This window comes from Bacillus sp. z33 (assembly GCF_058313615.1).
Genome location: NZ_JBZFQN010000001.1, coordinates 1,311,566 through 1,335,770 on the forward strand (window position 1 = coordinate 1,311,566; position 24,205 = coordinate 1,335,770).

Sequence of the window (24,205 nt, forward strand, 5' to 3'; positions counted from 1 at the left end):
TTAAACAGCATGAACTTAAGCAAGCACAGACATTACAGAACGAACAGCTTCAGCAGATTTATCAAGCGCTGCTTTTTCATCTTGCAATAACTCAAACTCTATAACTTTTTCAATTCCGTTCGCACCCAGAATAGTCGGAACACCTAAGTAAATTCCATTATATCCATATTCACCTTCCAAGTACGCAATCGCCGGAATTACTCTGCGCTGATCCTTTATAATCGCTTCAGCCATCTCAACAAGTGAAGCTGCGGGTGCATAGTATGCACTGCCGTTACCTAAAAGGTTAACAATTTCTCCTCCGCCCTTCCTTGTACGTTCAACGATTTCCTCCAAACGTTCCTTTGGCAGGAGTGTTTCCAGCGGAATTCCACCAGCATATGAATAGCGTATAAGAGGGACCATATCATCGCCGTGTCCGCCCAATACAAAACCAGTTATATCTTTAACCGATAAATGTAATTCCTGAGCAATAAATGTACGGAATCGTGCCGTATCCAATACACCCGATTGACCAATTACACGATTTTTAGGAAATCCAGTTTCCTTAAATACCGTATAGGTCATGGCATCAACTGGATTAGTTAGTACGATGATATAACTATCAGGAGAATATTTTACAATTTCCTTTGCTACGGATCTCATAATCTTTTGGTTCGTCTGAACAAGATCATCCCGGCTCATTCCTGGTTTACGTGCAATTCCAGCAGTAATGATTACCAGATCAGAATCCTTTGTATCTTCATAATTGGATGTTCCAGTTATGGATGCATCAAATCCCTGTACGGGTGCTGCTTCTGCCATATCCAGAGCTTTACCCTTTGTTGGATTCTCCATTTGCGGAATATCAACCAGCACGACATCCCCCAGTTCTTTTTGAGCTAAAAGAAAGGCAGTTGTAGCCCCTGTAAAACCACTTCCAATGACAGATATTTTTTTTCGGTTAAAAGACATTCTTATCTACCTCCAATTTTTAAAAGGAGCAATCCTTTTTATCGGATCACCCCTCCACAAATCTTTAATCCATATTTTTAATTAGTTCATCAGCAAATTGAGAACATTTCACTTCACTCGCGCCATCCATTAAACGGGCAAAGTCATATGTAACCACTTTTGAATCAATTGTTTTTTCCATTGATTGAGTAATTAACTTGGCAGCCTCATTCCAACCAAGATGCTCAAGCATTAATACACCTGATAAAATAACAGAAGATGGATTTACTTTATCAAGACCGGCATATTTAGGTGCTGTTCCATGTGTTGCTTCAAAAATGGCGTGCCCTGTTATATAGTTAATGTTGGCACCAGGTGCAATTCCAATTCCTCCAACCTGCGCTGCAAGAGCATCGGAGATATAATCTCCATTTAAGTTCATAGTTGCCACTACATCAAATTCCCTTGGTCTAGTTAAAATTTGTTGAAGGAAGATATCTGCAATGGAATCTTTCACAATAATTTTACCGGCTGCCTCTGCATCTGCCTGAGCTTTGTTAGCTGCCTCTGTACCTTCCGCATCCTTAATGCGGTCATACTGTGCCCATGTGAACACTTGATCGCTAAATTCCTCTTCAGCAACCTCATAACCCCAGTTTTTGAAGGCTCCCTCTGTATACTTCATTATATTTCCTTTATGAACGAGTGTAAGAGATTTACGCCCTTCTTTAATTACATAATTAAGTGCAGCTCTGACAAGGCGCTTTGTTCCTTCTTCGGAAATAGGCTTGATACCAAGTCCGGAAGTTTCAGGGAAACGGATTTTAGAAACACCCATTTCTTCGCGCAGGAAGGTTAGTAATTTTTTAACCTCGTCTGATCCCTTTGCATACTCAATTCCCGCATAAATATCTTCTGTATTTTCACGGAATATAACCATGTCTGTGTCCTCTGGTCTTTTAACTGGTGAAGGAACACCGTTAAAATAACGAACCGGACGCAGGCAAGTATATAAATCAAGTTCCTGGCGCAACGCTACGTTTAAGGAACGGATTCCTCCGCCAACCGGTGTTGTAAGCGGTCCTTTAATCGCAATCAGATAATCTTTAATTACGTCAAGCGTCTCTTTAGGCAGCCATTCCCCTGTCTGTTTAAATGCTTTCTCACCAGCTAATACTTCTTTCCAAACAATTTCTTTTTCCCCATTGTATGCTTTGTTTACTGCCGCTTCTAATACTCTGGATGAAGCTGCCCAAATATCCGGACCTGTTCCATCTCCCTCAATAAACGGAATAATTGCCTGATTGGGTACTTGCAGCACTCCATCGACCACTGTGATTTTTTCTCCCTTGCTCATTCAAACCCCTCCAACATCATTATACAAGGTTAGTGAAACGCTTAGTTTCAGCTAACCTCTTCTCTAAATCTATAAATTTAAGTATAACTATCTAAAAGTTAATTAACAAACCATACTATTGATAACTATCAGATAATTTCAGGCACTTGTTTTTAACGTTCTTCAATCGGAATATATTTTTGCATACCCGGTCCCACATATTCAGCGCGCGGACGGATTAATCGGTTATTTTCATATTGCTCCAGTATATGGGCAATCCAGCCTGACATACGGCTCACTGCAAAAATCGGTGTAAATAAATCATGGTCTATCCCAAGACTATGGTATACAGAAGCAGAATAAAAATCTACATTTGGCGGCAGCGGCTTTTGTGAAGTAACCAACTCTTCGATTTTAGCCGATATTTCGTACCATACTGGTTCACCTGTTAGATTAGTCAGCTTTTGGGACATTTCACGAAGATGTTTTGCCCTTGGGTCTCCCTGTCTGTAAACACGATGACCAAAGCCCATTATTTTTTCTTTATTTGATAATTTAGTTTTTATATAGCTCTCAACATTTTCCACAGAACCTATTTCAGTCAGCATTTTCATAACTGCTTCATTAGCTCCCCCATGCAATGGGCCTTTTAAAGCACCGATTGCTGCTGTAACACCTGAATAGATATCCGAAAGGGTCGCCACACATACACGGGCAGTAAATGTAGACGCATTCAATTCATGGTCAGCATGTAAAACCAAAGCTTTGTTAAAGGCTTCGATTTCAATCTGCTCTGGCTCTTTACCATTTAACATATAGAGAAAATTCTGTGCATATCCAAAATCTTTACGCGGTGCAATAGGTTCTTTTCCTTTACGAATCCGTGAAAAAGCTGTCACAATGGATGGGACTTTGGCTTGCAGACGCAGTGCTTTTCTAAAATTCGCTTCTTCATCCATAATATCAGCTTCTTCATCATATAACCCCAATAAAGATACAGCTGTTCTTAGTGCACCCATTGGATGTACCTTATCAATCGGATACATTTTGAAGTGCTCAATCATTTCATCAGGCAATCCTGCATTTACAGCAAGTTGATTTTTCAAATCCTCTAATTCTAGCTTGTTGGGTAATCTTCGATGCCATAACAAATAAATAACCTCTTCAAAACTTGCATTATCAGCTAAATCATCGATATCGAATCCGACGTATGTCAATGTATCATCGATAATAGAACTGATTGAAGATGATGTAGCCACTATTCCTTCAAGACCTTTTGTAACAGACATGATCCATCTCTCCTTTGCTAGAAATCTCCCCTGTGTTCCTGATTTTCAGTTGATGAATTGGGTAATCGCTTTCCTGTAATGTATGTACTGCCTATAAGCTTTCATCACATTTATATCTCTTACTTATAAGTAAGCGTTATCATAAGAGCATAAAAATTACCCAGCTTCCCCCTTGATGAACGATTGCTCAGAATAACAATAGATTTCACATGAATTTTTTTACAAAAATGTGAAATCTATGTCTTGTTTTCAATTATAAACAATTAAGTGTAATTTGTGAAACGAAAACACCTTACAAAATTCTAAAATTATCCACTTATAAAACTATCTAAATAAATTAATAAGCTGCATCGCCAGATAGGCAATACCCGCTCCGATTAACGGTCCTACAGCTACCCCATTAAATAGACCTACAGCAAGGACTGTACCAAAAACAAGCGCTACCGTTATATGTGGATCATCTACCAGTAGCTGTACGCCATTCTTTGCTATTAATGCAACCGCAATCCCTGAGATCATGGCGATCCAGGCATATGGAGATTTCATGGCATCCGCTAACTGCTTAAACCCTATATGACCAGTAGCAATTGGAACTAGTACAGCAATCGTAATAATCGTAACCCCCCAATTAATCCCCTTTGCCTGAATTTGGCTGAACAACTTACCATCCAAACCAACTATTTTCATGACAATTAAAAAGAAAGCAGCAAATGTAAGTGAACTATTCTTTGCAACTAATCCTATAGCTAGTAAAATCCCCAAAAATATGTATGGACTATACATGGTGTCTCTTCCTTCCTTGTTGAAAAAATATAGATATCAAAGCAACGCAAATAAGTCTGATTATTTCAAAAAATGGCTCTTTTGGCAATATATGAACTTTCCTTAGACTAAAGTAAAGACTATAATTAAATTTAGAAAGCGAAATAAAGGAGGACCGAATGAACCTTGAACATCTTTATAAAGTTTTACGCTTTGTGATTGTTATTGTTGGGGTATACCTGTCCTTTTATTTACTGCTTCTTACAGCTAAATATACGTACCCATTTATTATTGGCTTAGCGTTTGCCTATCTGCTTAAGCCCTTTATCTCATTCTTAACAAATAAACTTAAGATACCAAGAAGCTTATCCGTTATACTTTCTATGCTTGTTACCGTTGCACTTATTGCTGGTTTGATTACTTTTCTTGTATCTGAAGTGGTTGTCGGTATCACCTATTTGTCAGAAGTATTACCTGAACATTTAAATACGATGATTGTATTTACTCAAAATTACTTCACAAACCATATACTTCCATTTTACCAAAAAATTATATCCTTCTTTAATACCCTCGATACCGGACAGCAGGATACGATTCTGTCCAATATTGAGCACATAGGGAAGGAAGCAGGCAGCATGATAGGATCAATCCTTCAGTCCAGTTTAGGCTTTATCCCTGTTTTTATTGGCTGGCTCCCAAGCGTGGGAACAGGGGCCCTATTTACTTTGCTGGCAACATTTTTCATTGCAAAAAGATGGGATAAATTACTTCAATACAGCGAAAAAAGCCTGCCGAATAAAGCAATGTATAATCTAAAGAATGTGCTTAAAGAGTTGGAAAAAGCATTATTTGGATTTATAAGAGCACAACTCACTTTAATATCCATAACCGCATTGATTGTTCTGGTGGGTTTGTTAATACTGCGGGTGAATTATGCTATAACGATTGCCCTTATTATCGGCTTTGTTGATTTACTACCCTATCTTGGTACAGGATTAGTATTTATTCCATGGATCATTTATGAACTGATTATTGGCAACCTCGGCTTAGCACTTGGACTTGGTATTTTATATACCGTGGTAATCGTCCAAAGACAATTCATGGAACCAAAAATTCTTTCCTCCAGCATTGGCCTTGATCCATTGGCGACACTAGTTTCAATATTTGTCGGATTTAAACTGATCGGGTTCCTAGGTTTTATCGTTGGGCCGATTGTCCTAGTTATCTTGCGAACATTATATAAATTGCATATCCTTCAGGATTTGAAAAACTTTATCATGGGCCCTAAACCTCCCATTATTAGAAAATAAATGGAAGGGCTGCTTCTAACGATTTTTATCGCTAGAAGCAGCCCCCTGATTTATCGAATAATTGTAATCGTCTTACGTGATTTGTTCATGTATTTTGTAAGCAAAGTATAAAGGATTGGCTTAAGACCTTTCCTTGTATAGGGAATAAGCAATAGAAACCCAGCAAAATCACTAATAAAACCAGGCAGCAAAAGCAGGAAACCTCCGACCAGAATACAAATCCCGTTAAAGACTTCTTCACCCGGCATAAACCCTTTACTCATTTGTTCTTGTGCACGTCGAATGGTTTGAAGGCCCTGTTTCTTAGCCAAAAATACCCCGATTATTCCGGTAAAAAAGATAAGGAAAACAGTCCAACCAATTCCTAAATATGAACCGGAAACCAACAACACGATAATTTCTATAATTGGTATAAGAATGAAAAATATGGTTGTAAGCTTCATTCATAACCTCCTAATTGCCAAATGTTATTACGCCATTTCGTTTTAGTTTAGCATAATTCATAGTCAAGGATTAAAAAAAGAGCTGTTTAAATTAGCAAACAGCTAAACAAACAGCTCCATTTCCATCCTGCTTATTACAGAATTCCAGTATTTCCTTCGTAAATACGGCCACTGCGGCTATCTACAGTTATAACTTGGTTATGCGTAAATAGGCTTGTTGCATTTTCAACTCCAACAATAACCGGAATACCCTGGCTTAAACCTACAACAGCAGCATGACTCGTTAAACCGCCTTCTTCTGTTACCAAGGCTGCGCATTTTTCAATTGCTGGCATCATGTCTTTATCAGTTGCATTTGTAACTAAAATAGATCCTTCTTGAACTTTAGCAATCGCATCTTCAGCATTGTTCGCAATCACAACGCGGCCGCAAGCAGATTTTCGTCCAATTCCTTGGGCACTTGCTAACACAGATCCAATTAGATGGATTTTCATAATGTTTGTTGTACCTGATTCATTCACTGGTACACCTGCTGTGATAATAACCAACTCACCTGGTTTTACCAAGTTTTGCTCTGTAGCTGCTTGTACTGCATTTTCAAGCATGTCATCAGTAGTTGTTGTAAGAGTACCCAAAATTGGATAAACACCGGATACCAATGCTAATCGTCTCATAACTCTTTCATCAGACGTGATTGCGATAATAGGTGTTTTAGGACGGTAACGGGAAATCACACGTGCCGTTGAGCCGCTTTGTGTTGGTGTAATAATAGCTGAAACCTTTAAGTTTAAAGCTGTATGGGCTACAGATTGTCCAATTGCATCCGTCACACTATAATCATGATCTTTACTGCGAGCAGATAGAATGGCCTTATAATTTAAAGCAGTTTCTGCTTTACTAGCAATATTATGCATCGTTTGAACCGCTTCAACTGGATAATGGCCGGCAGCTGTTTCACCAGAGAGCATAATTGCATCCGTTCCATCAAAGATTGCGTTTGCCACGTCACTTGCTTCCGCACGTGTTGGACGCGGATTACGTTGCATAGAATCAAGCATTTGTGTTGCCGTAATAACCGGTTTGCCCAGTGTATTGCAGCGTTTAATTAAATCTTTTTGGACAAGAGGTACATCTTCAGCAGGAATTTCAACGCCAAGATCTCCACGTGCTACCATTAGACCATCAGAAACCTCTAAGATTTCTTCAATGTTTTCTACACCCTCATGATTTTCGATTTTCGGGATGATTTGGATATGACCGGCATTATGCTTTTCAAGTAATTCTCTGATTTCAAGAACGTCCGCGCCTCTTCTAACAAAGGAAGCTGCAATAAAATCAACTTCTTCCTGAATACCGAAAACGATATCTTCAGCATCCTTCTGTGTAATTCCCGGTAATTTCACAGAAACTCCTGGTACGTTTACACCTTTTTTGTTCTTAATCATTCCCGTGTTAAGAACTTTTGTATAGATTTCTTTTTTATCCTTATCCAAACCTGTTACTTCAAGGCCGATTAACCCATCATCTACCAAAATTCTGGATCCCTCATGAACATCATCAATGAGACCTTCATAAGTAATTGAGAATTTTTCCGGAGTACCAAGTACTTCAGTCATAGAAATCGTGACATCTTGACCAGCCACTAATTCAAAGCCATCATTCTCCATATTATGTGTGCGAATTTCCGGACCTTTTGTATCAAGTAAAATTCCTACAGTTTTGCCAGTTTCTTTAGCAGCCTGACGAATAGTTTGTATTCTTGCACGATGTTCTTCGTGACTGCCATGAGAAAAGTTAAGACGGGCAACATTCATTCCTGCCTCCATTAATGCTTTTAACTTTTCTAATGTCTCACTGGCTGGTCCAATCGTACATACGATTTTTGTTTTACGCATGTTGTATCCTCCTATTTTTACTTCTTAATTAAATTGAAAGCTCCTGAGATAACTCATACATTTTTTGGTCAATCGCATGCGGCATCTTTAACGCTTCAATAATGTCATAATCAACTAATTTGTTGTTAACGATTCCTACTGCGCGACCTCCTGTACCTTCAAGAAGCAATTCAACAGCTTTAGCAGCCAACCGACTGGCTAAAACGCGATCAGTCGCTGTTGGTGATCCCCCGCGCTGAACATGTCCCAAAACAGTCACGCGCGTTTCATGACCAGTGCGTTCCTGGATTTCTTTACCGATTTCCATACCACTGCCTACACCTTCAGCAACAATAATAATACTGTGTTTCTTTCCTCTATCATGCCCACGCTGCAGCTTATTAATGATATCATTCATATCATAGTTTTCTTCAGGAATAAGAATAGATTCCGCTCCACCGGCAAGTCCTGCCCATAATGCAAGATCTCCGGCATTTCTTCCCATAACCTCTATGACGTATGTTCGTTCGTGTGATGTTGCTGTATCTCTGATTTTATCAATAGAATCAATAACTGTGTTCAAGGCTGTATCAAATCCAATTGTGAATTCTGTCCCTGGAATATCATTATCAATCGTTCCAGGTACACCTATACATGGAAATCCATGCTCTGTTAAGGCTCTGGCTCCACGATAAGACCCATCTCCACCTATAACGACAAGCCCTTCAATCCCAAATTTCTTTAATTGCTCAATTCCCTTTAATTGAACATCTCTTTCCTTGAATTCTGGACAACGAGCAGTATACAGCATCGTTCCGCCTCTATGTATAATATCTCCTACTGAACCAATCTCCAGCTTTTTAATGTTTCCATTCAGAAGGCCTTGATATCCGTTATAAATTCCATAAACCTCTAAATCGTGGAAAATGGCTTTTCTTACAACGGCACGTACCGCAGCATTCATGCCTGGTGAATCTCCCCCACTTGTTAATACACCTATTCTTTTCATGATATCACCCCGTGTTTAGTATTATCCTCATTGAGTATACATCTGTAATAGACAGAAACACAATCACGAAATATAAGTTGTTTCCGTTTAATCATATTCACATCGCATCCTTATTCTATGATAACAAAAACCTTTCGTAAAGCCCCTTGTACCAAGGAAATTTTTATGAAAACGGTACCATGATGGTTGTTCTTCAATATTTTTCAAGGGAATTTTAAATAATGGACATTTCTTGTATTTTTCCCTAAACCACAAAAAAAGAAACGTACATCTAATATGTACGTTTCAGATTGTAGACAAAAGGAATTCAGAATGACCCAATAGAGGCCGATTTCTGAATTATATATTGAATGAATGTCATTTTGATTAATACGACTGGATCAATACTTGGACGCCCACGTTCAGCCGAATATTTATCCTCAACCAGTGGATAGATAAACGAAAAATCAATGGCGGCTTCTACTTTACAAACCAAATGGTTCTCCGGCACAAGTTGTTCTAACGTAATCACCTCTAACTGTTCACGATTCATTTGCCTACAGAGGATTTATGTCTTAAACAGAGAACCCCCCTATAACGCAGTGACCTATTTTCTGCAGAATGAGCGAGACTCCTGCGGGAAAAACAAGCGTATCCAGACCCAGTGCAAAGCACGAGGAGGCTTGATGCTTGCCCGCGGAAAGCGAGCCCATTCTGCAGAAAATAGCGTGAACTGGATAGAAGAGGACAGAGAAAACAAAAAACTGTAGACAAGGTCCCCTAAAATAAGGACTTTGTCTACAGTCTGAAACGTACATCTAATATGTAGTACGTTTAATGATTTGTTGCAAAGTGAGCTGAAAAATCATACTTCCCTATATTTTTATATTTGTCATACCTTCTATTAACCAATTCCTCGCTGCTCATTTCTTTTAATTGATCCAACGACTTCTGTAAGATTTTATCTATTTCCTTTGCCTGATCTTTCACCGAACGGTGGGCACCCCCAAGTACTTCAGGAATAATCTCATCTATAATGCCCAACTCTTTCAAATCAGGTGCCGTAATCTTCATCGATTCTGCCGCTTTCTTTGCCATGGAGGCATCTTTCCAAAGGATGGATGCCGCACCTTCAGGAGAAATAACTGAGTAGGTGGAATTCTCAAGCATATGGATATGGTCACCCACACCAAGAGCCAATGCTCCTCCACTTCCCCCTTCGCCAATTACAATACATACGATAGGTACTTTTAAGCCAGCCATTTCGAATAAATTCCTGGCGATAGCTTCACTTTGTCCCCGTTCTTCTGCCGCCTTACCAGGATAGGCTCCCTTTGTATCAATAAAACAGATAATAGGTCTCTTAAATTTTTCTGCCTGCTTCATTAATCGTAAAGCTTTTCTGTATCCTTCCGGATGAGGCATACCAAAATTTCGGCGAATATTATCTTTCGTGTCTTTGCCCCGCTGATGGCCAATTACGGTCACTGGCATTCCATGATATTTGGCTATACCGCCTACTATTGCTTCATCATCACCAAAAAGTCGATCCCCATGACACTCAAAGAATGACGTAAATAACTGTTCTATGTAATCGCAGGTGGTAGGCCGCAATGAATACCTGGCTATTTCCACACGATCCCATGGCTTTATATTTTGATACAACTCTTTTTCCAATTCAGCCAGCCGTTCATCCAGCTTTATAATTTCTTCTGTAAAATCTCCATCCGAATATGTAGTCATTTTCTTCAATTCATTTATTTTTTTTTGAAGATCCTGTATTGGTTTTTCAAATGACAATTCTCCCGGCATCATTTATCCCCCCCTGTTGTATGAATATCAATAATAGCAGCCAATGTCTGTTTCATTTCACATCTTGGCACCACTGCATCTAGTTGACCATGTTTTAACAGGAATTCAGCTGTTTGAAAATCCTCCGGTAATTTTTCGTGGATGGTTTGCTCGATAATACGGCGACCGGCAAATCCTATTAAAGCACCCGGTTCTGCAAGATTATAATCCCCGAGTGATGCGAAACTTGCTGACACCCCACCAGTTGTCGGATGAGTCATAACTGAAATAATCAGTCCCGACCGTTCACTAAACCGTTTTAAAGCCGCACTCGTTTTCGCCATTTGCATGAGACTTATAACTCCCTCTTGCATTCTGGCTCCACCAGAGGCCGTAAATATAACAAATGGCAACTTTAATTCATCCGCTTTTTCAATGGCCCTTGTAATCTTCTCACCAACCACAGAGCCCATACTGCCCATCCGAAAGGTAGAATCCATTATGGCAACGACAGTGGTCTGACCACCGATTCGACCTACCCCTGTTACTACCGCTTCATTCTGATTCGTCTTGTTTCGATCACTATTTAGCTTTTCAGTATAATTAGGGAAATTCAATGGATTTCCAGAAATCATTTCCCGATCGTATTCCTCAAATGAATCCTTATCCAATAAGCTGCTTAAACGTTCAACGGCATTCATCGGGTGATGATACCCACATTTTGGGCAAACTTTATCATTCTTTAATATTTCTTTTGAGTAATTAATATTTTTACAGGATGGGCATTTCATCATAATTCCTTCAGGTACATCTTGTTTAGCTTGCTCGGAAGGAATAGTTGCATACTTCTTTTTCTTTGTGCGAGAAAACATGTCTTTCAACAAAGCTCTCGATCCCCTTTCGTATTACAATGAACCTACTCATTATTTCATCAGCCAGTGATTTCAGAAAAGCACCTTATCTATTATACCTGCCTTCCATTCAGATATATACAGACTATGGTAATAGGACAAACTACTTGGTGGACTCCGTTTCCTCTCTTCTGCTGCAAAGGACGTAGTTACTTAGAAAATTTATTATGTTTAATTATTTCCTTTAATGACTTAGTAAAACAAAAAAACCTTTAAACCTCTCAATCCTATGTCCTAGTGAAGTCATTGAATTAAAAGGTTTGTAAGGTTTAGGAATTTGGCCTTATATAGTTTACAAAATGTACCTTTATAAGGCCAATATATGATGGTTTTTTATTCACTTATCACAAAATCTCTGATGTTTTCTCTGATTTTTGTCTCGTATATTTCAAGCGCTTCATCTTTTTGGCCGTTTTCAAGTAAAGCAGCCAAAATGATATACTGCTTCGGATCCTTAATGAAAAATTCATAGCCCGATGCTTTGCAATAACTATTTACCGTTTTCCATATTCTCTCCATCAAACGATTTTCTGTCAATTCGGCCAATTTGGAGAAGTAAGCCTCATCTGTAAATGCGTTGTTTCTGGCCCAATTATATAAATCTTTAATAGCCTCTGGATTCCTCTGATTAAATTCAGCCATTATTCGTATACAATCTTTTTCCAGCAATATTTTCACTTCAATTAAATCTTTCTTTGTTTTACCTTCTAAAATAAAAAATGAACCGAGTAATTCTACAAGCTTATGCTCCTGGAAATCATGTATGAATGTACCTTCTCCCCTTCTTGTTTCAATCAGCCCTAAAAGTTCCAGTGCTCTCAAAGCTTCTCTGACTGAGGAACGGCCAACATTTAATCGATCTGACAGTTCCCTTTCAGAAGGAATTTTATCTCCTGAAACAAGATGGTCTTCTTCAATCATTCTTTGCAGTTTACGAACTATCTCTAAATATACTTTGGATTGTCCCTCAGTTTGCTGTTGCATCTGTCATCACTCACTTTTTCCAATGGAGGATAGTAATTCTGTCTTCTTTCTGATTTCTTCAGGGTCAACTTTTAATCTGGCAACCCCTGTTTCCATAGCCGCTTTTGCTACTGCTGCAGCTACTGCCGGCGCAACCCGTGGATCAAAAGGTGCCGGTATGACATAATCCGCGTGTAATTCTTCGTCTGCAATCAGATTGGCAATCGCCTCAACAGCTGCAACTTTCATTTTCTCATTAATATGAGTCGCTCTGACATCAAGTGCCCCTCTAAAGATTCCCGGGAAAGCTAATACATTATTTACCTGATTGGGAAAATCTGATCTTCCCGTACCCACAACAGCTGCTCCCGCTTCTTTAGCCAATTTCGGCATAATTTCAGGAACTGGATTAGCCATTGCAAAAATGATTGGATCAGGGGCCATAGATTTAATCATTTCTGATGTCAATGCACCAGCAACCGATACGCCGATAAAGACATCTGCATCTTTAATGACATCTTCCAAACTTCCTTCCATTCGATCTCTATTGGTGTATTTAGCGACTTGAGCTTTTACAGTATTCATACCATAAGCACGATCTTCGTAAATGGCACCTTTACTATCGCACATGATTAAATCGCGTACACCATAGTTATAAAGAAGTTTAATAATAGCTATACCGGCAGCCCCCGCGCCGTTCGCTACCACTTTTATCTCAGACATTTTTTTATTGGACAGTTTCAGGGCATTGACCAGACCTGCAACCGTCACAATCGCTGTACCATGCTGATCGTCATGGAAAACGGGGATATTTATTTCTTTTTTAAGTCTTTCTTCAATGACAAAACAATTTGGAGCAGCAATATCTTCTAAATTAATTCCGCCAAAGGTAGGTTCAAGTAATTTTACGGTCTCTACAATTTTATCAACGTCGTTTGTATTTAAACAGATTGGGAATGCATCGACTCCCGCAAATGCTTTAAATAGTAATGCTTTGCCTTCCATGACCGGCAATGCTGCTTCCGGGCCGATATTTCCAAGACCTAATACCGCTGTTCCATCTGATACCACGGCCACCATATTGCCCTTAATAGTATATTCATATACTGCCTCAGGCTTATCATGTATAAGTTTACATGGTTCGGCTACACCAGGAGAATATGCAAGACTTAAGTCATGTGCATTCCGCAGAGGTACCTTGGCTACCGTTTCCAGTTTCCCTTTATTTAAACGATGCATATGCAACGCTTCTTCTCTTAATGTCAATTACCTACACCCCTTTTTATTATATAAAGACAATTGAATCCATTTTTGGTCAGGCCTGAAATTATACTGTAAATATATCACAATATTCAGTCTTGTACATAGTTAATCTTCTTTGATTAAAACATTTCCTTCCCCTATAATTCCTTCTAAATCTGCTAATAAGGCAGGTGTAGGGTTCACCCAATTTTCTCTGGATAACTGTATGGTTTTTGCCTCTTTTTCATAATATACATATACTTTGGTGTTCCCACGGTATCGATTCAGAATGTTTCGAATGGCCGTTAATGTTTTACTCGTTTGAACATTCGGAGCAACCTTTATATATACCGATTTGAAGAGTTCTTTTATTTGTGGAATATTATTCTCTAAATCATACATATTTTGAATAACAAATTGTTTCTTACTATTCCGTTCTTCCAGCTTTCCTTCTATTAAAACTAAACTTCCTTCTTTTAATAACGACGAGTATTGCTTGTACACATTTGGGAAAGCAACACCCTCCATATCGCCCGTTTCATCGCTTAAAAACAAGAAAGCCATACTTTCCCCCTTCTTCGTGCGAATCGCTTTAACGGATTGTATATAAGCTCCAATAAATCCAGTTGAGTTCAATGAGAACTTAGAAAGAGGCAGTGCCCCTGCATTTTTCAATAACGCCCTTGACCCGCTGATGGGATGTTCAGATAAGTATAAGCCTAGAACCTCTTTTTCTTTTTGTAATTTTTTATCCGTTGGCATCGAATCTACCACTATATATTTCGGCTTAATAAACAGATCATCAGCATCAAAAAAGCCGTCATCTTCGGAATCAGGACGAACCAATTCGGCATGTTCCAGTGCCACATCGATACTTGCCAGAATGCTTGCGCGGTCCATATTAAACTCATCAAATGCACCGGCATAACATAAATTTTCCAATACTTTTCTATTTATTATGCGTAACGGAATACGTATACAGAAGTCAAACAAGTCTTCGAATGGGCCATTCTTTCGTACCGTAACGATTTCTTTTAAGACAGACGCTCCAATTCCTTTCACGGCTGCCAGGCTATAACGTACGCCTTGCTCTCCTTCAAGAACAAAAGGGAAGTGGCTTTTATTGATTGATGGTGGATAAACAGTATACTCTTTTGATTTTAATTCCTGGACATACTGAGCTATTTTCTCATCGTTTCCAATCACCGAAGTCATTAATCCAGCCATAAAGCTTGGAAAATAATTTGCCTTTAAATACGCCAACTGATAAGCAATTAAGCTGTAAGCGACCGCATGGCTTCTATTAAATCCATAGTTTGCAAACCGGACGATTAAATCATACACTTCATTAGCTATATGATGTTCATATCCTTTAGAAATAGCTCCTTTTACGAAATGAGCTCTTTGTTCATCCAGCACATCCTTTTTCTTTTTGCTCACAGCTCGTCTAAGTAAATCCGCTTCTCCTAAGCTGAAGCCGGCCATCGTGGAAGCAATCTGAATAATTTGCTCCTGATACACGATAATCCCGTAGGTAGATTTCAGAATCGTTTCCAATTCGGGAATAGGAAATGCAATGGGCTCACTCCCATGTTTACGATTTATAAAAGCAGGGATATTGTCCATTGGACCCGGTCTGTACAATGCATTAACTGCTACTAAATCTTCAAAGACGGTTGGTTTTAGTTTTTTGAGGACATTTTGCATGCCCGCAGATTCGAATTGAAAAATCCCAGAAGTTAAACCCTTGCTTAATAATTCAAATGTATTCCTATCATCCAATGGAATCTGATTTAATGTAATCCTTTTACCAGGCATCCGATTAATCTGTTTTATAATTTGATCAAGTAAGGTTAAATTCCGCAGGCCTAGAAAATCCATTTTCAAAAGGCCGATTTCTTCTAAAATCTCCATTGGGAATTGAGTTAAATAAACACCTTCATGTCCATCCTGGATCGGTATTAAGTCTGTCAGCGGCTGATCCGTTATAATCACACCTGCCGCATGAATGGATGTATGTCTCGGGAGGCCTTCCCATTTCCTTGCAATTTCATAGATTTGTTTATGAAGGGCCGATTCGTCCCTCCATGAACGAAAACGACTGGATTCAGATTCAGCCAATTGTATGGTTAACCCGTTGATGGAAGGCAAGGAGCGGGAAAGCATATCCAGCTCCTTCGTATTTAAACCACATACTCTTCCTGCATCACGCAAGGCTGCCTTTGCTCCAAATGTACCAAATGTGATAATTTGAGCCACATGGATAGGCCCATATTTATTTGCTACATAACGGATTATTTCTTCTCTGCGGTTATCCGGAAAATCAATATCAATATCAGGCATTGTAACCCTCTGCGGATTCAAGAATCTCTCAAATAAGAGGTTATATTTGATAGGGTCTACATTCGTGATTCCCAGTACATAGGCAACCATTGACCCTGCAGCCGAACCACGTCCCGGCCCTGTTAAAATTCCTTGTCTATTGGCATGATTCATAAAGTCCCAAACGATCAAAAAATAATCACTGAATCCCATAGATGATATAACAGACAGTTCATATTCCAAACGTTCATAATGCTTTTTATCAGGATTAGAATAACGTTTCGCGAATCCTTTCTTGCAAATTTCCGTCAAATACTGTTGAGCTGACAAATCATTTGGTACTGGGAACTTCGGAAGTAATCTTTGATTAAATTCTAAGGTTACTTGGCATTGTTCAGCTATTCGGACAGTATTTTCGAGTGCATCTACATCGGATGAATACCATTCCATCATTTCCGATCGGCTTGCAAAATGCTTCCTTTCACCCTTAGGCAATTCAGTATAATCCAGTTCTTCTATCTTTATATTATTTTTTAAACACATCAAAGCCTGATAAGCGAGTGAGTCTTCCTCTTTCAAATAGCAGATATGGTGAGCAGCGACAAGCTGGGTGTTTGTTTGATCAGCCAATTGCTTGACCGCCTCACGTGCCATGTTGTCTGCATGCGATTCAGGCAGTGTAAGATAAAAAGAAAGATCACCAAACAATTTTTTATATTTCAGAAGGATTTTCTCTGCCTCACTGACACGGTATATAAGCGCACTCTCGATTTCCCCTTCTCTCCCAGGAGAGATTGCAATTAACCCTCTTGAATATCCTTTCAACCATCTGAAAGGCAAACCATTTGGAGATTTCGTTTGAATCGCGCTCGATATTTTCATCAGATTGTGATAGCCCTCATTATCCTTCGCCAGTAAAATCAGAGGGTAGCTTTCCTTTTCTTCATCATCAAATATATCTGCAGTCAAACCGATAATAGGCTTAATTCCTTGTGCCATACATTCCTTGTAAAAAGACACAGCCCCATACATAACATTACGATCTGTTAGTGCTATACTGCTGAAACCATTATTCTTCGCTGAGGTAACGATATCCCTTATTGATAACGTACTCTCTAGAAGACTATAAGCGCTATATACATGAAGATGGATTAATGACATTACAAGTCACATCCTTGTTAACATTTTATTAATCAGTAGAAATTTTCTCTTATATCTATTATAGAAGTCCCATGCAAAAAAAGAAAATATGTTCGGTAAAGTTTTGATAACTTTTTCTAAGTTACATATTAAGTACTACACCCTCATATATATGTAAAAAAACAAAAAGGACGAGGATGATGAACCAAGCTTTTTTACCAGCTTTTATAAACAGTTTCTTCATATCATTTGGCGTTTTACTAGGCGGGTCGTTAATTGGTGGATTGGCTGCTTTCATAACCGGTCAACCCCCATTAACTCATGTATACCGGCTTTCAGAAGGATTGAGAATTTGGGCTATAGTAGCAGCTATCGGCGGGACATTTGATGCGGTCTATTCATTTGAACGAGGCATCTTTCACGGCGCGACCAAAGATTTATTCAAACAAATTTTAATAATTATTTCTGCACTTGGAGGAGCACAGGCGGGCGCACTTATTATCCAATGGTTGACACAGGAGCAACTGAATCCATGAGAATCCCTCCGTATTATAGAAACCCCCTGTGGCAGCGTTTTTTTGCAGGAATGATTATGGGGGCCATTATAGGCTGGGGTCTTTTTTTGTATATGTTTGGGGACTTGCAGGAAAAACAGATTCAATTGATTGAAACGCAACAAGATGCCATTAAAGATTTACACGATGAGCTTGAGATATGGCAAAATGAATATGAAATTTTAAACAAAAAAAATGAAAGTAAATTACTTGTGCAGGATATATCTATCCGTATAATAAACTATAAAAAATACAGATTGGATCCCCTCAGTATTTTTGAAGTAGAGCAAAGCATTAAGAAGGACTTTGACAGTTTATTAGGCAAAGATTTGGAAAGTGTCAGCCGCGGAAAAGAGCTCCTTAAAAGAGCCATTATTAATAAGGATATCAAATTAAACGGCAGGCACTACCAAGTGGAAATTAAGGAATTAATTATTTATACACATATCGAGATTGATTTATCGATTAAACAAATATAATAACAGCCGGGCACCTCATACCTGGCTGTTATTAATTTATTTAGACTAAGTAGTCAGAACAAACCTGGACGAGATCAGCGAGCACATGATCCATATCTTCCCAATTGTAAATGGTCGCGCCTGATGCCATAGGGTGACCCCCTCCATTGTATTTCATAGCCACCTTATTAATAACAGGTCCTTTGGATCTGAGGCGAACACGAATTTCCTCATCTTCTTCTATGAAAAATACCCATGCATTGATTCCCTTTACTGAACCTAATGTACTAACGAGTAAAGAGGCTTCAGAGGGTTTCACACCGAATTTGTTCATCGTCTCCTGCCTAATAACGACTACGCCTACTCCTGGATTAATTATTTTGAAGTTTTCAAATACATACCCATTCAGGCGAACGACCGATTCATCCACATCATACATGCCATTGTATATGTCGGAGCGATTAAATCCATACTGAATAAGCTCACCCGCATACAGGAATGTTTTGTCAGTCGTGCTTGGGTAAAGGAATCTTCCCGTGTCACCAACTATCCCCGCATACAATAAGCGTGCTGCTTCTTGATTCATACGGAACCCTTTATCTTTACCATACTCAAATAATTCATAAATCATTTCACTGCAGGAACTGGCTGATGTATCTACCCATAAAAGATCTCCATAAGGATCCTCATTCGGATGATGATCTATTTTAATGAGCATATCGCCTTTCGTGTAACGCTGATCACAGACCCTTGCCTGATTGGCTGTATCACAAACAATAACCAATGCCCCTTTATATACTTCATCAGAAATGACATCAAGCCTCTTTAAAAAGTGTAAAGACTCCTCTTCTTGCCCAACCATGAAAACACGTTTATCCGGAAACGAATACTTAATCATTTCTCCTAATCCGCATTGTGATCCATAGGCGTCAGGGTCCGGACGAACATGCCTGTGCAAAATAATCGTATTATATGTTTTTATTGCTTCTATAATCTGTTCTTTCATCGCTCTTCTCCTTTTAAGTTGCTTATTTATGTATACAATGCATCTGCTATCCCTAGTAAAGGATATAGAAAGGTCTGCTAAAATCCATATTGGTACATTTTTTCAAAATCTTGTACAATATAGGGATACAAACCATTTGGAGGCACAATGTATGATTATATTCGTATTTTTGATTGTCATGTCTTTTTCTTTTTTTATTTATTATAAGACAAAATATTTCAGAACCAAGCTACCTATGCAGCGAGCACATCTAACCGGTAAATCATCAATCTCTTTAGGATTGTTTGTAACTCTGTTTGGCCTTAATCAGCTATTCCTATTTCAATCGACTGTTACCTTTATCGTTGCTGCAATCTTCATCCTAGTAGGTGGAATGAGTGTTTATAACGGTATAAAAATGTATAAATACTATGCTCCCCTGGCTGAAGAAGAATATCATGCAGCTATGAAATAATGTATCACGGAAATACCAAAAAATAAGCAAATTGCCTTTATAGTAACTATAAAGGCAATTTTTTTATAACAGATTACGTTCTCTCTAATAATTGGCATGTCATCATCGCTTTTCCAACCAATTTGCCCTCATTGAAGACTTCTATATCAACTTTTCCAAACTTCCGGCCAATTTCCAGAACCTTTGGAACGATTTTGAGTCTGCTCTCCAGCTGTACAGGCTTAAGGAAATAAATTGTCATATTTTCAACAACTAAATCCCCGCGTTTATATCCTCTCATCACTCTGTTCGTCGCTTCAATGACCATAGCCGTGAATACGCCATAAGAAATGGTACCCAACTGGTTAGTCATTTGCGGCGTCACTTCACACTGATACGTATCCTCACCTTGAACAACAGTCATTTGATTCGCTATGACATCATCAATTGTTTCTCCAACCTGCGGCTGACGCTGGCTCATTTGCAGTGCCTTCAGGACATCTTGTCTGCTAATGATTCCAATCAACAGATTACGATTATCTACGACCGGCAGTAATTCAATACTTTCCCAAACCATCATATGGGCAGCTGAAGCCACACTTGTTTTTTCACCTACAAAGATAGGATTCTTAGTCATCACCTTTTCAATCTGCACGGAAGCGTCATGACCCAGAATATCCCTGGATGTAACCATTCCCTGCAAACGAAGACTTTCATCCACTACCGGAAAGCGGCTGTGTTTTGTTGTTCTATTCAGCTCCGTCCATCTTTCGATTGTGTTGCCCACTTTCAGGACTTCTGTTTGCTGAATTGGAATAAGAATATCTTCAACAAGTAAAATTTCTTTCTTGATAAGCTGATCATAAATTGCCCTATTAATCATTGTAGCAACCGTAAAGGTATCATAGGATGTAGAAATTACGGGCATTTGTAACTCATCAGCCAGCCTTTTTACGGATTCAGCTGTATCAAACCCGCCGGTAATGAGAACAGCTGCTCCTGCTGTTAATGCAAGTTCATGCGCCTTAACACGGTTCCCGACAATTAGAAGATTGCCCGCCTCTGTGTAACGCATCATGGCTTCCAGTTCCATAGCTCCGATGACAAATTTATTCAGGGTTTTATGAAGCCCTGTTCTGCCTCCGAGTACCTGACCATCCACTATATTGACTACCTCAGCAAATGTCAATCTCTCTATATTTTCTTTTTTCTTGCGTTCAATACGAATCGTTCCAACTCTTTCAATCGTACTGACATACCCTTTATTTTCTGCCTCTTTAATTGCTCGATAGGCGGTCCCCTCACTAACGCTTAGCGCTTTTGCAATTTGCCGTACCGAGATTTTTTGACCGATCGGAAGTTCATCAATATATGCTAGTATTTGTTCATGCTTAGTAGCCAAACTATTCACCCTTTTTCGTTATCCATTATTACTATTATAATGGGAAACGCTCCAATCAATCAACGTGACCTTTTATATTGCTTGGAAATAAGGGGTTTTTCTGCTTTTTTTGCCTGTACGGTTGTCCCTTTTTTGCCTTCATTATAAAGAATAGCTGATAGATTCCCTCCCATTACACTAAAGACCAGTGCAAGCCATGCGGATGAAAAAAGACTTTCTTCCAGATTCCCTTCAAATGATAAATAGGGAAGCGCCCATATCATCATGGCTAAACTGCTGACCAGACATATTCCATAACGGATTTTCATTGATTCATCCCTCCTATAGAATAAATATATGAATAAACGAAAAAAAAAGAAGCACACATATAGCTCTATGCTTCATGCGTGCTTCAATTCTTTATAATTCAATAGACTCTCCCGGATTCATTACTTGAACAAGATTCTTCCCACATAAGGAGGCAAAATAATAAGGATCCTGCTTAATAGGAGGAAACGTATTATAGTGAATAGGAACTACTAGTTTAGGATGTAGAAACTCTGCAGCCAAGGCAGCATCCTCCGGCCCCATAGTAAAATTGTCTCCTATCGGCAAGAAGGCTAAATCAATAGGATGACGATCACCAATCAGCTTCATATCCGAGAACAACCCTGTATCTCCAGCATGATAAATTGTTTTATCCTCAGCTGTAATCAATAGTCCAGCAGGCATTCCGCCATAAATCATTTGACCATTTTCCTCGAATCCTGTTCCATGAAAAGCTTGGGTAAGTTTAACTCTTCCAAACTCAAAGTCATATGCTCCTCCAATGGACATGCCATGTGTTTTTACACCTTTCCATCCCAGGTATGTACTTAATTCAAAATTACAAATAACAAGCGCATCATGATCTTTTGCTAACTGAACCGTATCCCCTAAGTGATCATCATGTCCATGGGTAATTAAGATATAATCAGGCTTTAGATCTCCAACTTTTAAATCAGTGAGATCATTTCCTGTAATAAACGGATCGATCAGCAGCTGCTTTCCTCTAGTTTCAATTTTTACAACGGAATGGCCATGGAAAGATACTTTCATTTAATTCAGCCCTTTCTCTGTTTTTTTTAATAAATACCCTTTTTCTTAAGTTATCTAACAATTTACTTTATACTATATAATTGATAATCTACTGTCATAGTAACATTTACATAAATTTTAATGGAGGTACGATATGAGTAAATTGAACCAATTGGCAAATTGGCTGACCGAAAAACAGGCTGATGCTGCTTTTATTACATCTACAGAAAATGTATTTTATCTTAGCGGGTTCTATAGCGACCCTCATGAACGCTTATTGGCTGTACTCGCATTTCCTACTGAAGAACCTATATTAATATGCCCACAAATGGAGGTTCCAGATGTAAAACAGGCTGGCTGGCGTTATGAAGTACTAGGGATATCCGATACACAAAATCCTTGGGAAGTCATTAAGGAAGCATTGAATAAACGGAACATTACTATTCAAGCCTTAGCAGTAGAAAAAGAACATTTAACGATGGAACGTCTTGAAGGACTTAATTCCATTTTAAATCATCCTACATATTTATCAGCGGAAGAAAAAATGCGCCAAATGCGTATGATAAAAAGTCCATCTGAACTAAAAATCATTAAAGAAGCGTGTCGCCTTGCTGATTATGCCATAAAAATTGGAACTGAAGAAATTGCAGAAGGTAAAACTGAAATGGAAATACTGGCTGCATTAGAGTATCAATTAAAAAAAGAAGGCGTATCGGAAATGTCTTTTGCCACAATGGTACTGACTGGTGACAATGCCGCTTCCCCTCATGGAGTTCCAGGACAGACAAAAGTCAAAAAGGGTGATTTGGTCCTCTTCGACTTAGGTGTAGTCGTGGATGGATATTGTTCTGATATCACACGTACAGTTGCTTACGGGCAAATAAATGAGGTCCAAAAGGAAATCTACGATACTGTACTCGAGGCTCAAATTGCTGCTGTTCAAGCATGTCGACCTGGTAAAACGTGCGCCGAAATTGATTTAACAGCCCGTACTATTATCAGAGATAAAGGGTATGGTGACTACTTCCCTCACCGCCTTGGCCATGGACTTGGCATCAGCGTGCATGAATATCCTTCCTTGACTGAAATAAACACTCTGCCTCTTCAGGAAGGAATGGTCTTTACAATCGAACCTGGTATATACGTGCCTGGCAAAGCCGGTGTACGGATTGAAGATGATTTGTATGTGACAGAAAACGGTGTGGAGATACTCACTAAATTCCCTAAAGAACTGGTAACCATTTAATAGTCAACAGACAGCGAGGATCACTCGCTGTTTTTTATATGATTAAAAATAGAAACATCTAGCCGGGGTAAGAAAATTTCAATTTATATGCGACTCCAATAGTTATTTTATAATAATAATTCAAATAATAATATATTTGGATTTGTAGTATTTTTGTGAAATTAAACTTCTTTTCATAATATGTTCATATAATTTTCCGACTTTTCGTGTAATTTGTAGTATAATATAAATATACTTAAAGGAGGAGATTAATATGGCAATATCCTATAATAATATCCTTGTGGCAGTAGACGGTTCACAGGAAGCAGAATGGGCGTTTAAAAAAGCAATTGATGTGGCTAAACGAAATGATGCCAGATTAGTATTAGCTCATGTTGTCGACAACCGTACCTTTGCCGCAGTTGAAGCGTACAGCATTTCCATTTCTGAGAGTGCTGAACAATATGCAAAAGACCTTTTAGAAGAATATAAACAAATGGCACTTGATGCAGGCGTCAGAGATGTTGCCGTCTGTATTGAATTTGGCTCTCCAAAAGTGAAAATTCCTAAAGATATCGCCAAATCCTATAATGTGGACTTGATTATATGTGGCGCAACTGGTTTAAATGCCGTTGAACGTTTCTTTATCGGAAGCGTTTCAGAACATATTATCCGTTATGCAAAATGTGATGTAATGGTTATTCGTTCCGACGAGAAACCAGCTTAATAAAAAGTAACAGAGTAATCCGATTTAAACAGCAAAAATC

At 38.8% G+C, this 24,205-nt stretch carries 22 protein-coding genes and 1 pseudogene; 6 read left to right on the forward strand and 17 right to left on the reverse strand.

The genetic code is table 11. The annotated features are described in order from the left end of the window. Nucleotides 1–15: 15 nt before the first annotated feature. From mdh to AC4G3L_RS06200, 4 genes are all read right to left on the reverse strand, one after another. Entirely contained in the window at nucleotides 16–954 is a 939-nt protein-coding gene (gene mdh, locus AC4G3L_RS06185) for a malate dehydrogenase (RefSeq protein ID WP_491076088.1), read from the reverse strand. A gap of 64 nt (nucleotides 955–1,018) precedes the next feature. Further along, nucleotides 1,019–2,290, reverse strand: coding sequence for an NADP-dependent isocitrate dehydrogenase (gene icd, locus AC4G3L_RS06190; RefSeq protein ID WP_491076089.1), 1,272 nt, complete (start codon nucleotides 2,288–2,290; stop codon nucleotides 1,019–1,021). Nucleotides 2,291–2,442: 152 nt separating this feature from the next. Beyond that, nucleotides 2,443–3,558, reverse strand: coding sequence for a citrate synthase (gene citZ, locus AC4G3L_RS06195; RefSeq protein WP_491076090.1), 1,116 nt, complete (start codon nucleotides 3,556–3,558; stop codon nucleotides 2,443–2,445). A 324-nt stretch (nucleotides 3,559–3,882) separates the two neighbouring features. After that, the gene (locus AC4G3L_RS06200) at nucleotides 3,883–4,341 is read right to left on the reverse strand and encodes a DUF441 domain-containing protein (protein WP_491076091.1); all 459 of its coding nucleotides are present in this window, start codon (nucleotides 4,339–4,341) and stop codon (nucleotides 3,883–3,885) included. Between the two features lie 158 nt (nucleotides 4,342–4,499). On the opposite strand from AC4G3L_RS06200, the gene ytvI reads away from it, so the two are divergent. Then, nucleotides 4,500–5,630, forward strand: a complete 1,131-nt coding sequence (gene ytvI / locus AC4G3L_RS06205) for a sporulation integral membrane protein YtvI (protein WP_491076092.1) — start codon at nucleotides 4,500–4,502, stop codon at nucleotides 5,628–5,630. Nucleotides 5,631–5,680: 50 nt separating this feature from the next. Here the strand turns inward: ytvI and AC4G3L_RS06210 are convergent, their stop codons facing one another. The 9 genes and pseudogenes from AC4G3L_RS06210 to dnaE all read right to left on the reverse strand — a co-directional run bounded on the left by AC4G3L_RS06210 (nucleotide 5,681) and on the right by dnaE (nucleotide 17,325). Further along, entirely contained in the window at nucleotides 5,681–6,073 is a 393-nt protein-coding gene (locus AC4G3L_RS06210; protein WP_491076093.1) for an FxsA family protein, read from the reverse strand. Nucleotides 6,074–6,207: 134 nt separating this feature from the next. Further along, complete coding sequence (gene pyk, locus AC4G3L_RS06215; RefSeq protein ID WP_491076094.1) at nucleotides 6,208–7,968, reverse strand: pyruvate kinase; 1,761 nt, start codon at nucleotides 7,966–7,968, stop codon at nucleotides 6,208–6,210. 28 nt (nucleotides 7,969–7,996) lie between these two features. Further along, entirely contained in the window at nucleotides 7,997–8,956 is a 960-nt protein-coding gene (gene pfkA, locus AC4G3L_RS06220) for a 6-phosphofructokinase (RefSeq protein ID WP_491076095.1), read from the reverse strand. A 340-nt stretch (nucleotides 8,957–9,296) separates the two neighbouring features. Then, nucleotides 9,297–9,488: pseudogene (locus AC4G3L_RS06225) on the reverse strand (transposase); the annotation flags it as partial. Nucleotides 9,489–9,769: 281 nt separating this feature from the next. Beyond that, complete coding sequence (gene accA, locus AC4G3L_RS06230) at nucleotides 9,770–10,747, reverse strand: acetyl-CoA carboxylase carboxyl transferase subunit alpha (protein WP_491076251.1); 978 nt, start codon at nucleotides 10,745–10,747, stop codon at nucleotides 9,770–9,772. Further along, nucleotides 10,747–11,610, reverse strand: a complete 864-nt coding sequence (gene accD / locus AC4G3L_RS06235; protein ID WP_491076096.1) for an acetyl-CoA carboxylase, carboxyltransferase subunit beta — start codon at nucleotides 11,608–11,610, stop codon at nucleotides 10,747–10,749. Before accD ends, accA begins: the two co-directional genes overlap by 1 nt. 360 nt (nucleotides 11,611–11,970) lie before the next feature. Further along, complete coding sequence (locus AC4G3L_RS06240; RefSeq protein ID WP_491076097.1) at nucleotides 11,971–12,621, reverse strand: FadR/GntR family transcriptional regulator; 651 nt, start codon at nucleotides 12,619–12,621, stop codon at nucleotides 11,971–11,973. 6 nt (nucleotides 12,622–12,627) lie between these two features. Continuing rightward, nucleotides 12,628–13,866, reverse strand: a complete 1,239-nt coding sequence (ystJ, locus tag AC4G3L_RS06245) for an NADP-dependent malic enzyme (protein WP_491076098.1) — start codon at nucleotides 13,864–13,866, stop codon at nucleotides 12,628–12,630. Nucleotides 13,867–13,968: 102 nt separating this feature from the next. After that, on the reverse strand, nucleotides 13,969–17,325 hold the full coding sequence (gene dnaE / locus AC4G3L_RS06250; RefSeq protein WP_491076099.1) for a DNA polymerase III subunit alpha: 3,357 nt from the start codon (nucleotides 17,323–17,325) through the stop codon (nucleotides 13,969–13,971). A 179-nt stretch (nucleotides 17,326–17,504) separates the two neighbouring features. Between dnaE and ytrH the strand changes: the two genes are divergently transcribed. Together ytrH and ytrI are read left to right on the forward strand one after the other, a co-directional pair. Next, nucleotides 17,505–17,840: a sporulation membrane protein YtrH gene (gene ytrH / locus AC4G3L_RS06255; protein ID WP_491076252.1), complete on the forward strand. Its 336-nt coding sequence runs from the start codon at nucleotides 17,505–17,507 to the stop codon at nucleotides 17,838–17,840. Beyond that, entirely contained in the window at nucleotides 17,837–18,337 is a 501-nt protein-coding gene (gene ytrI, locus AC4G3L_RS06260; protein WP_491076100.1) for a sporulation membrane protein YtrI, read from the forward strand. Before ytrH ends, ytrI begins: the two co-directional genes overlap by 4 nt. Before the next feature lie 40 nt (nucleotides 18,338–18,377). On the opposite strand, the gene AC4G3L_RS06265 is transcribed toward ytrI, so the two are convergent. Continuing rightward, nucleotides 18,378–19,322 (reverse strand): DHH family phosphoesterase, encoded by a 945-nt coding sequence (locus AC4G3L_RS06265; protein WP_491076101.1) that lies wholly within the window; start codon nucleotides 19,320–19,322, stop codon nucleotides 18,378–18,380. Between the two features lie 151 nt (nucleotides 19,323–19,473). Between AC4G3L_RS06265 and AC4G3L_RS06270 the strand changes: the two genes are divergently transcribed. Beyond that, nucleotides 19,474–19,776, forward strand: a complete 303-nt coding sequence (locus tag AC4G3L_RS06270; protein ID WP_491076102.1) for a YtpI family protein — start codon at nucleotides 19,474–19,476, stop codon at nucleotides 19,774–19,776. Between the two features lie 73 nt (nucleotides 19,777–19,849). Here AC4G3L_RS06270 and AC4G3L_RS06275 read toward each other — a convergent pair whose 3' ends face one another. From AC4G3L_RS06275 to AC4G3L_RS06285, 3 genes are all read right to left on the reverse strand, one after another. After that, nucleotides 19,850–21,157, reverse strand: coding sequence for a DRTGG domain-containing protein (locus tag AC4G3L_RS06275; protein WP_491076103.1), 1,308 nt, complete (start codon nucleotides 21,155–21,157; stop codon nucleotides 19,850–19,852). Nucleotides 21,158–21,216: 59 nt separating this feature from the next. Continuing rightward, nucleotides 21,217–21,465: a hypothetical protein gene (locus AC4G3L_RS06280; RefSeq protein ID WP_491076104.1), complete on the reverse strand. Its 249-nt coding sequence runs from the start codon at nucleotides 21,463–21,465 to the stop codon at nucleotides 21,217–21,219. A gap of 91 nt (nucleotides 21,466–21,556) precedes the next feature. Further along, nucleotides 21,557–22,234, reverse strand: a complete 678-nt coding sequence (locus AC4G3L_RS06285) for a metal-dependent hydrolase (protein WP_491076105.1) — start codon at nucleotides 22,232–22,234, stop codon at nucleotides 21,557–21,559. 133 nt (nucleotides 22,235–22,367) lie between these two features. Here AC4G3L_RS06285 and AC4G3L_RS06290 point away from each other — a divergent pair, with 133 nt between their 5' ends. Together AC4G3L_RS06290 and AC4G3L_RS06295 are read left to right on the forward strand one after the other, a co-directional pair. After that, the gene (locus tag AC4G3L_RS06290; RefSeq protein ID WP_491076106.1) at nucleotides 22,368–23,459 is read left to right on the forward strand and encodes a M24 family metallopeptidase; all 1,092 of its coding nucleotides are present in this window, start codon (nucleotides 22,368–22,370) and stop codon (nucleotides 23,457–23,459) included. Between the two features lie 253 nt (nucleotides 23,460–23,712). Further along, nucleotides 23,713–24,165 carry a universal stress protein gene (locus AC4G3L_RS06295; protein ID WP_491076107.1) on the forward strand — a complete coding sequence of 151 codons (453 nt, stop codon included), beginning with the start codon at nucleotides 23,713–23,715 and terminating at the stop codon, nucleotides 24,163–24,165. Nucleotides 24,166–24,205 lie beyond the last annotated feature (40 nt).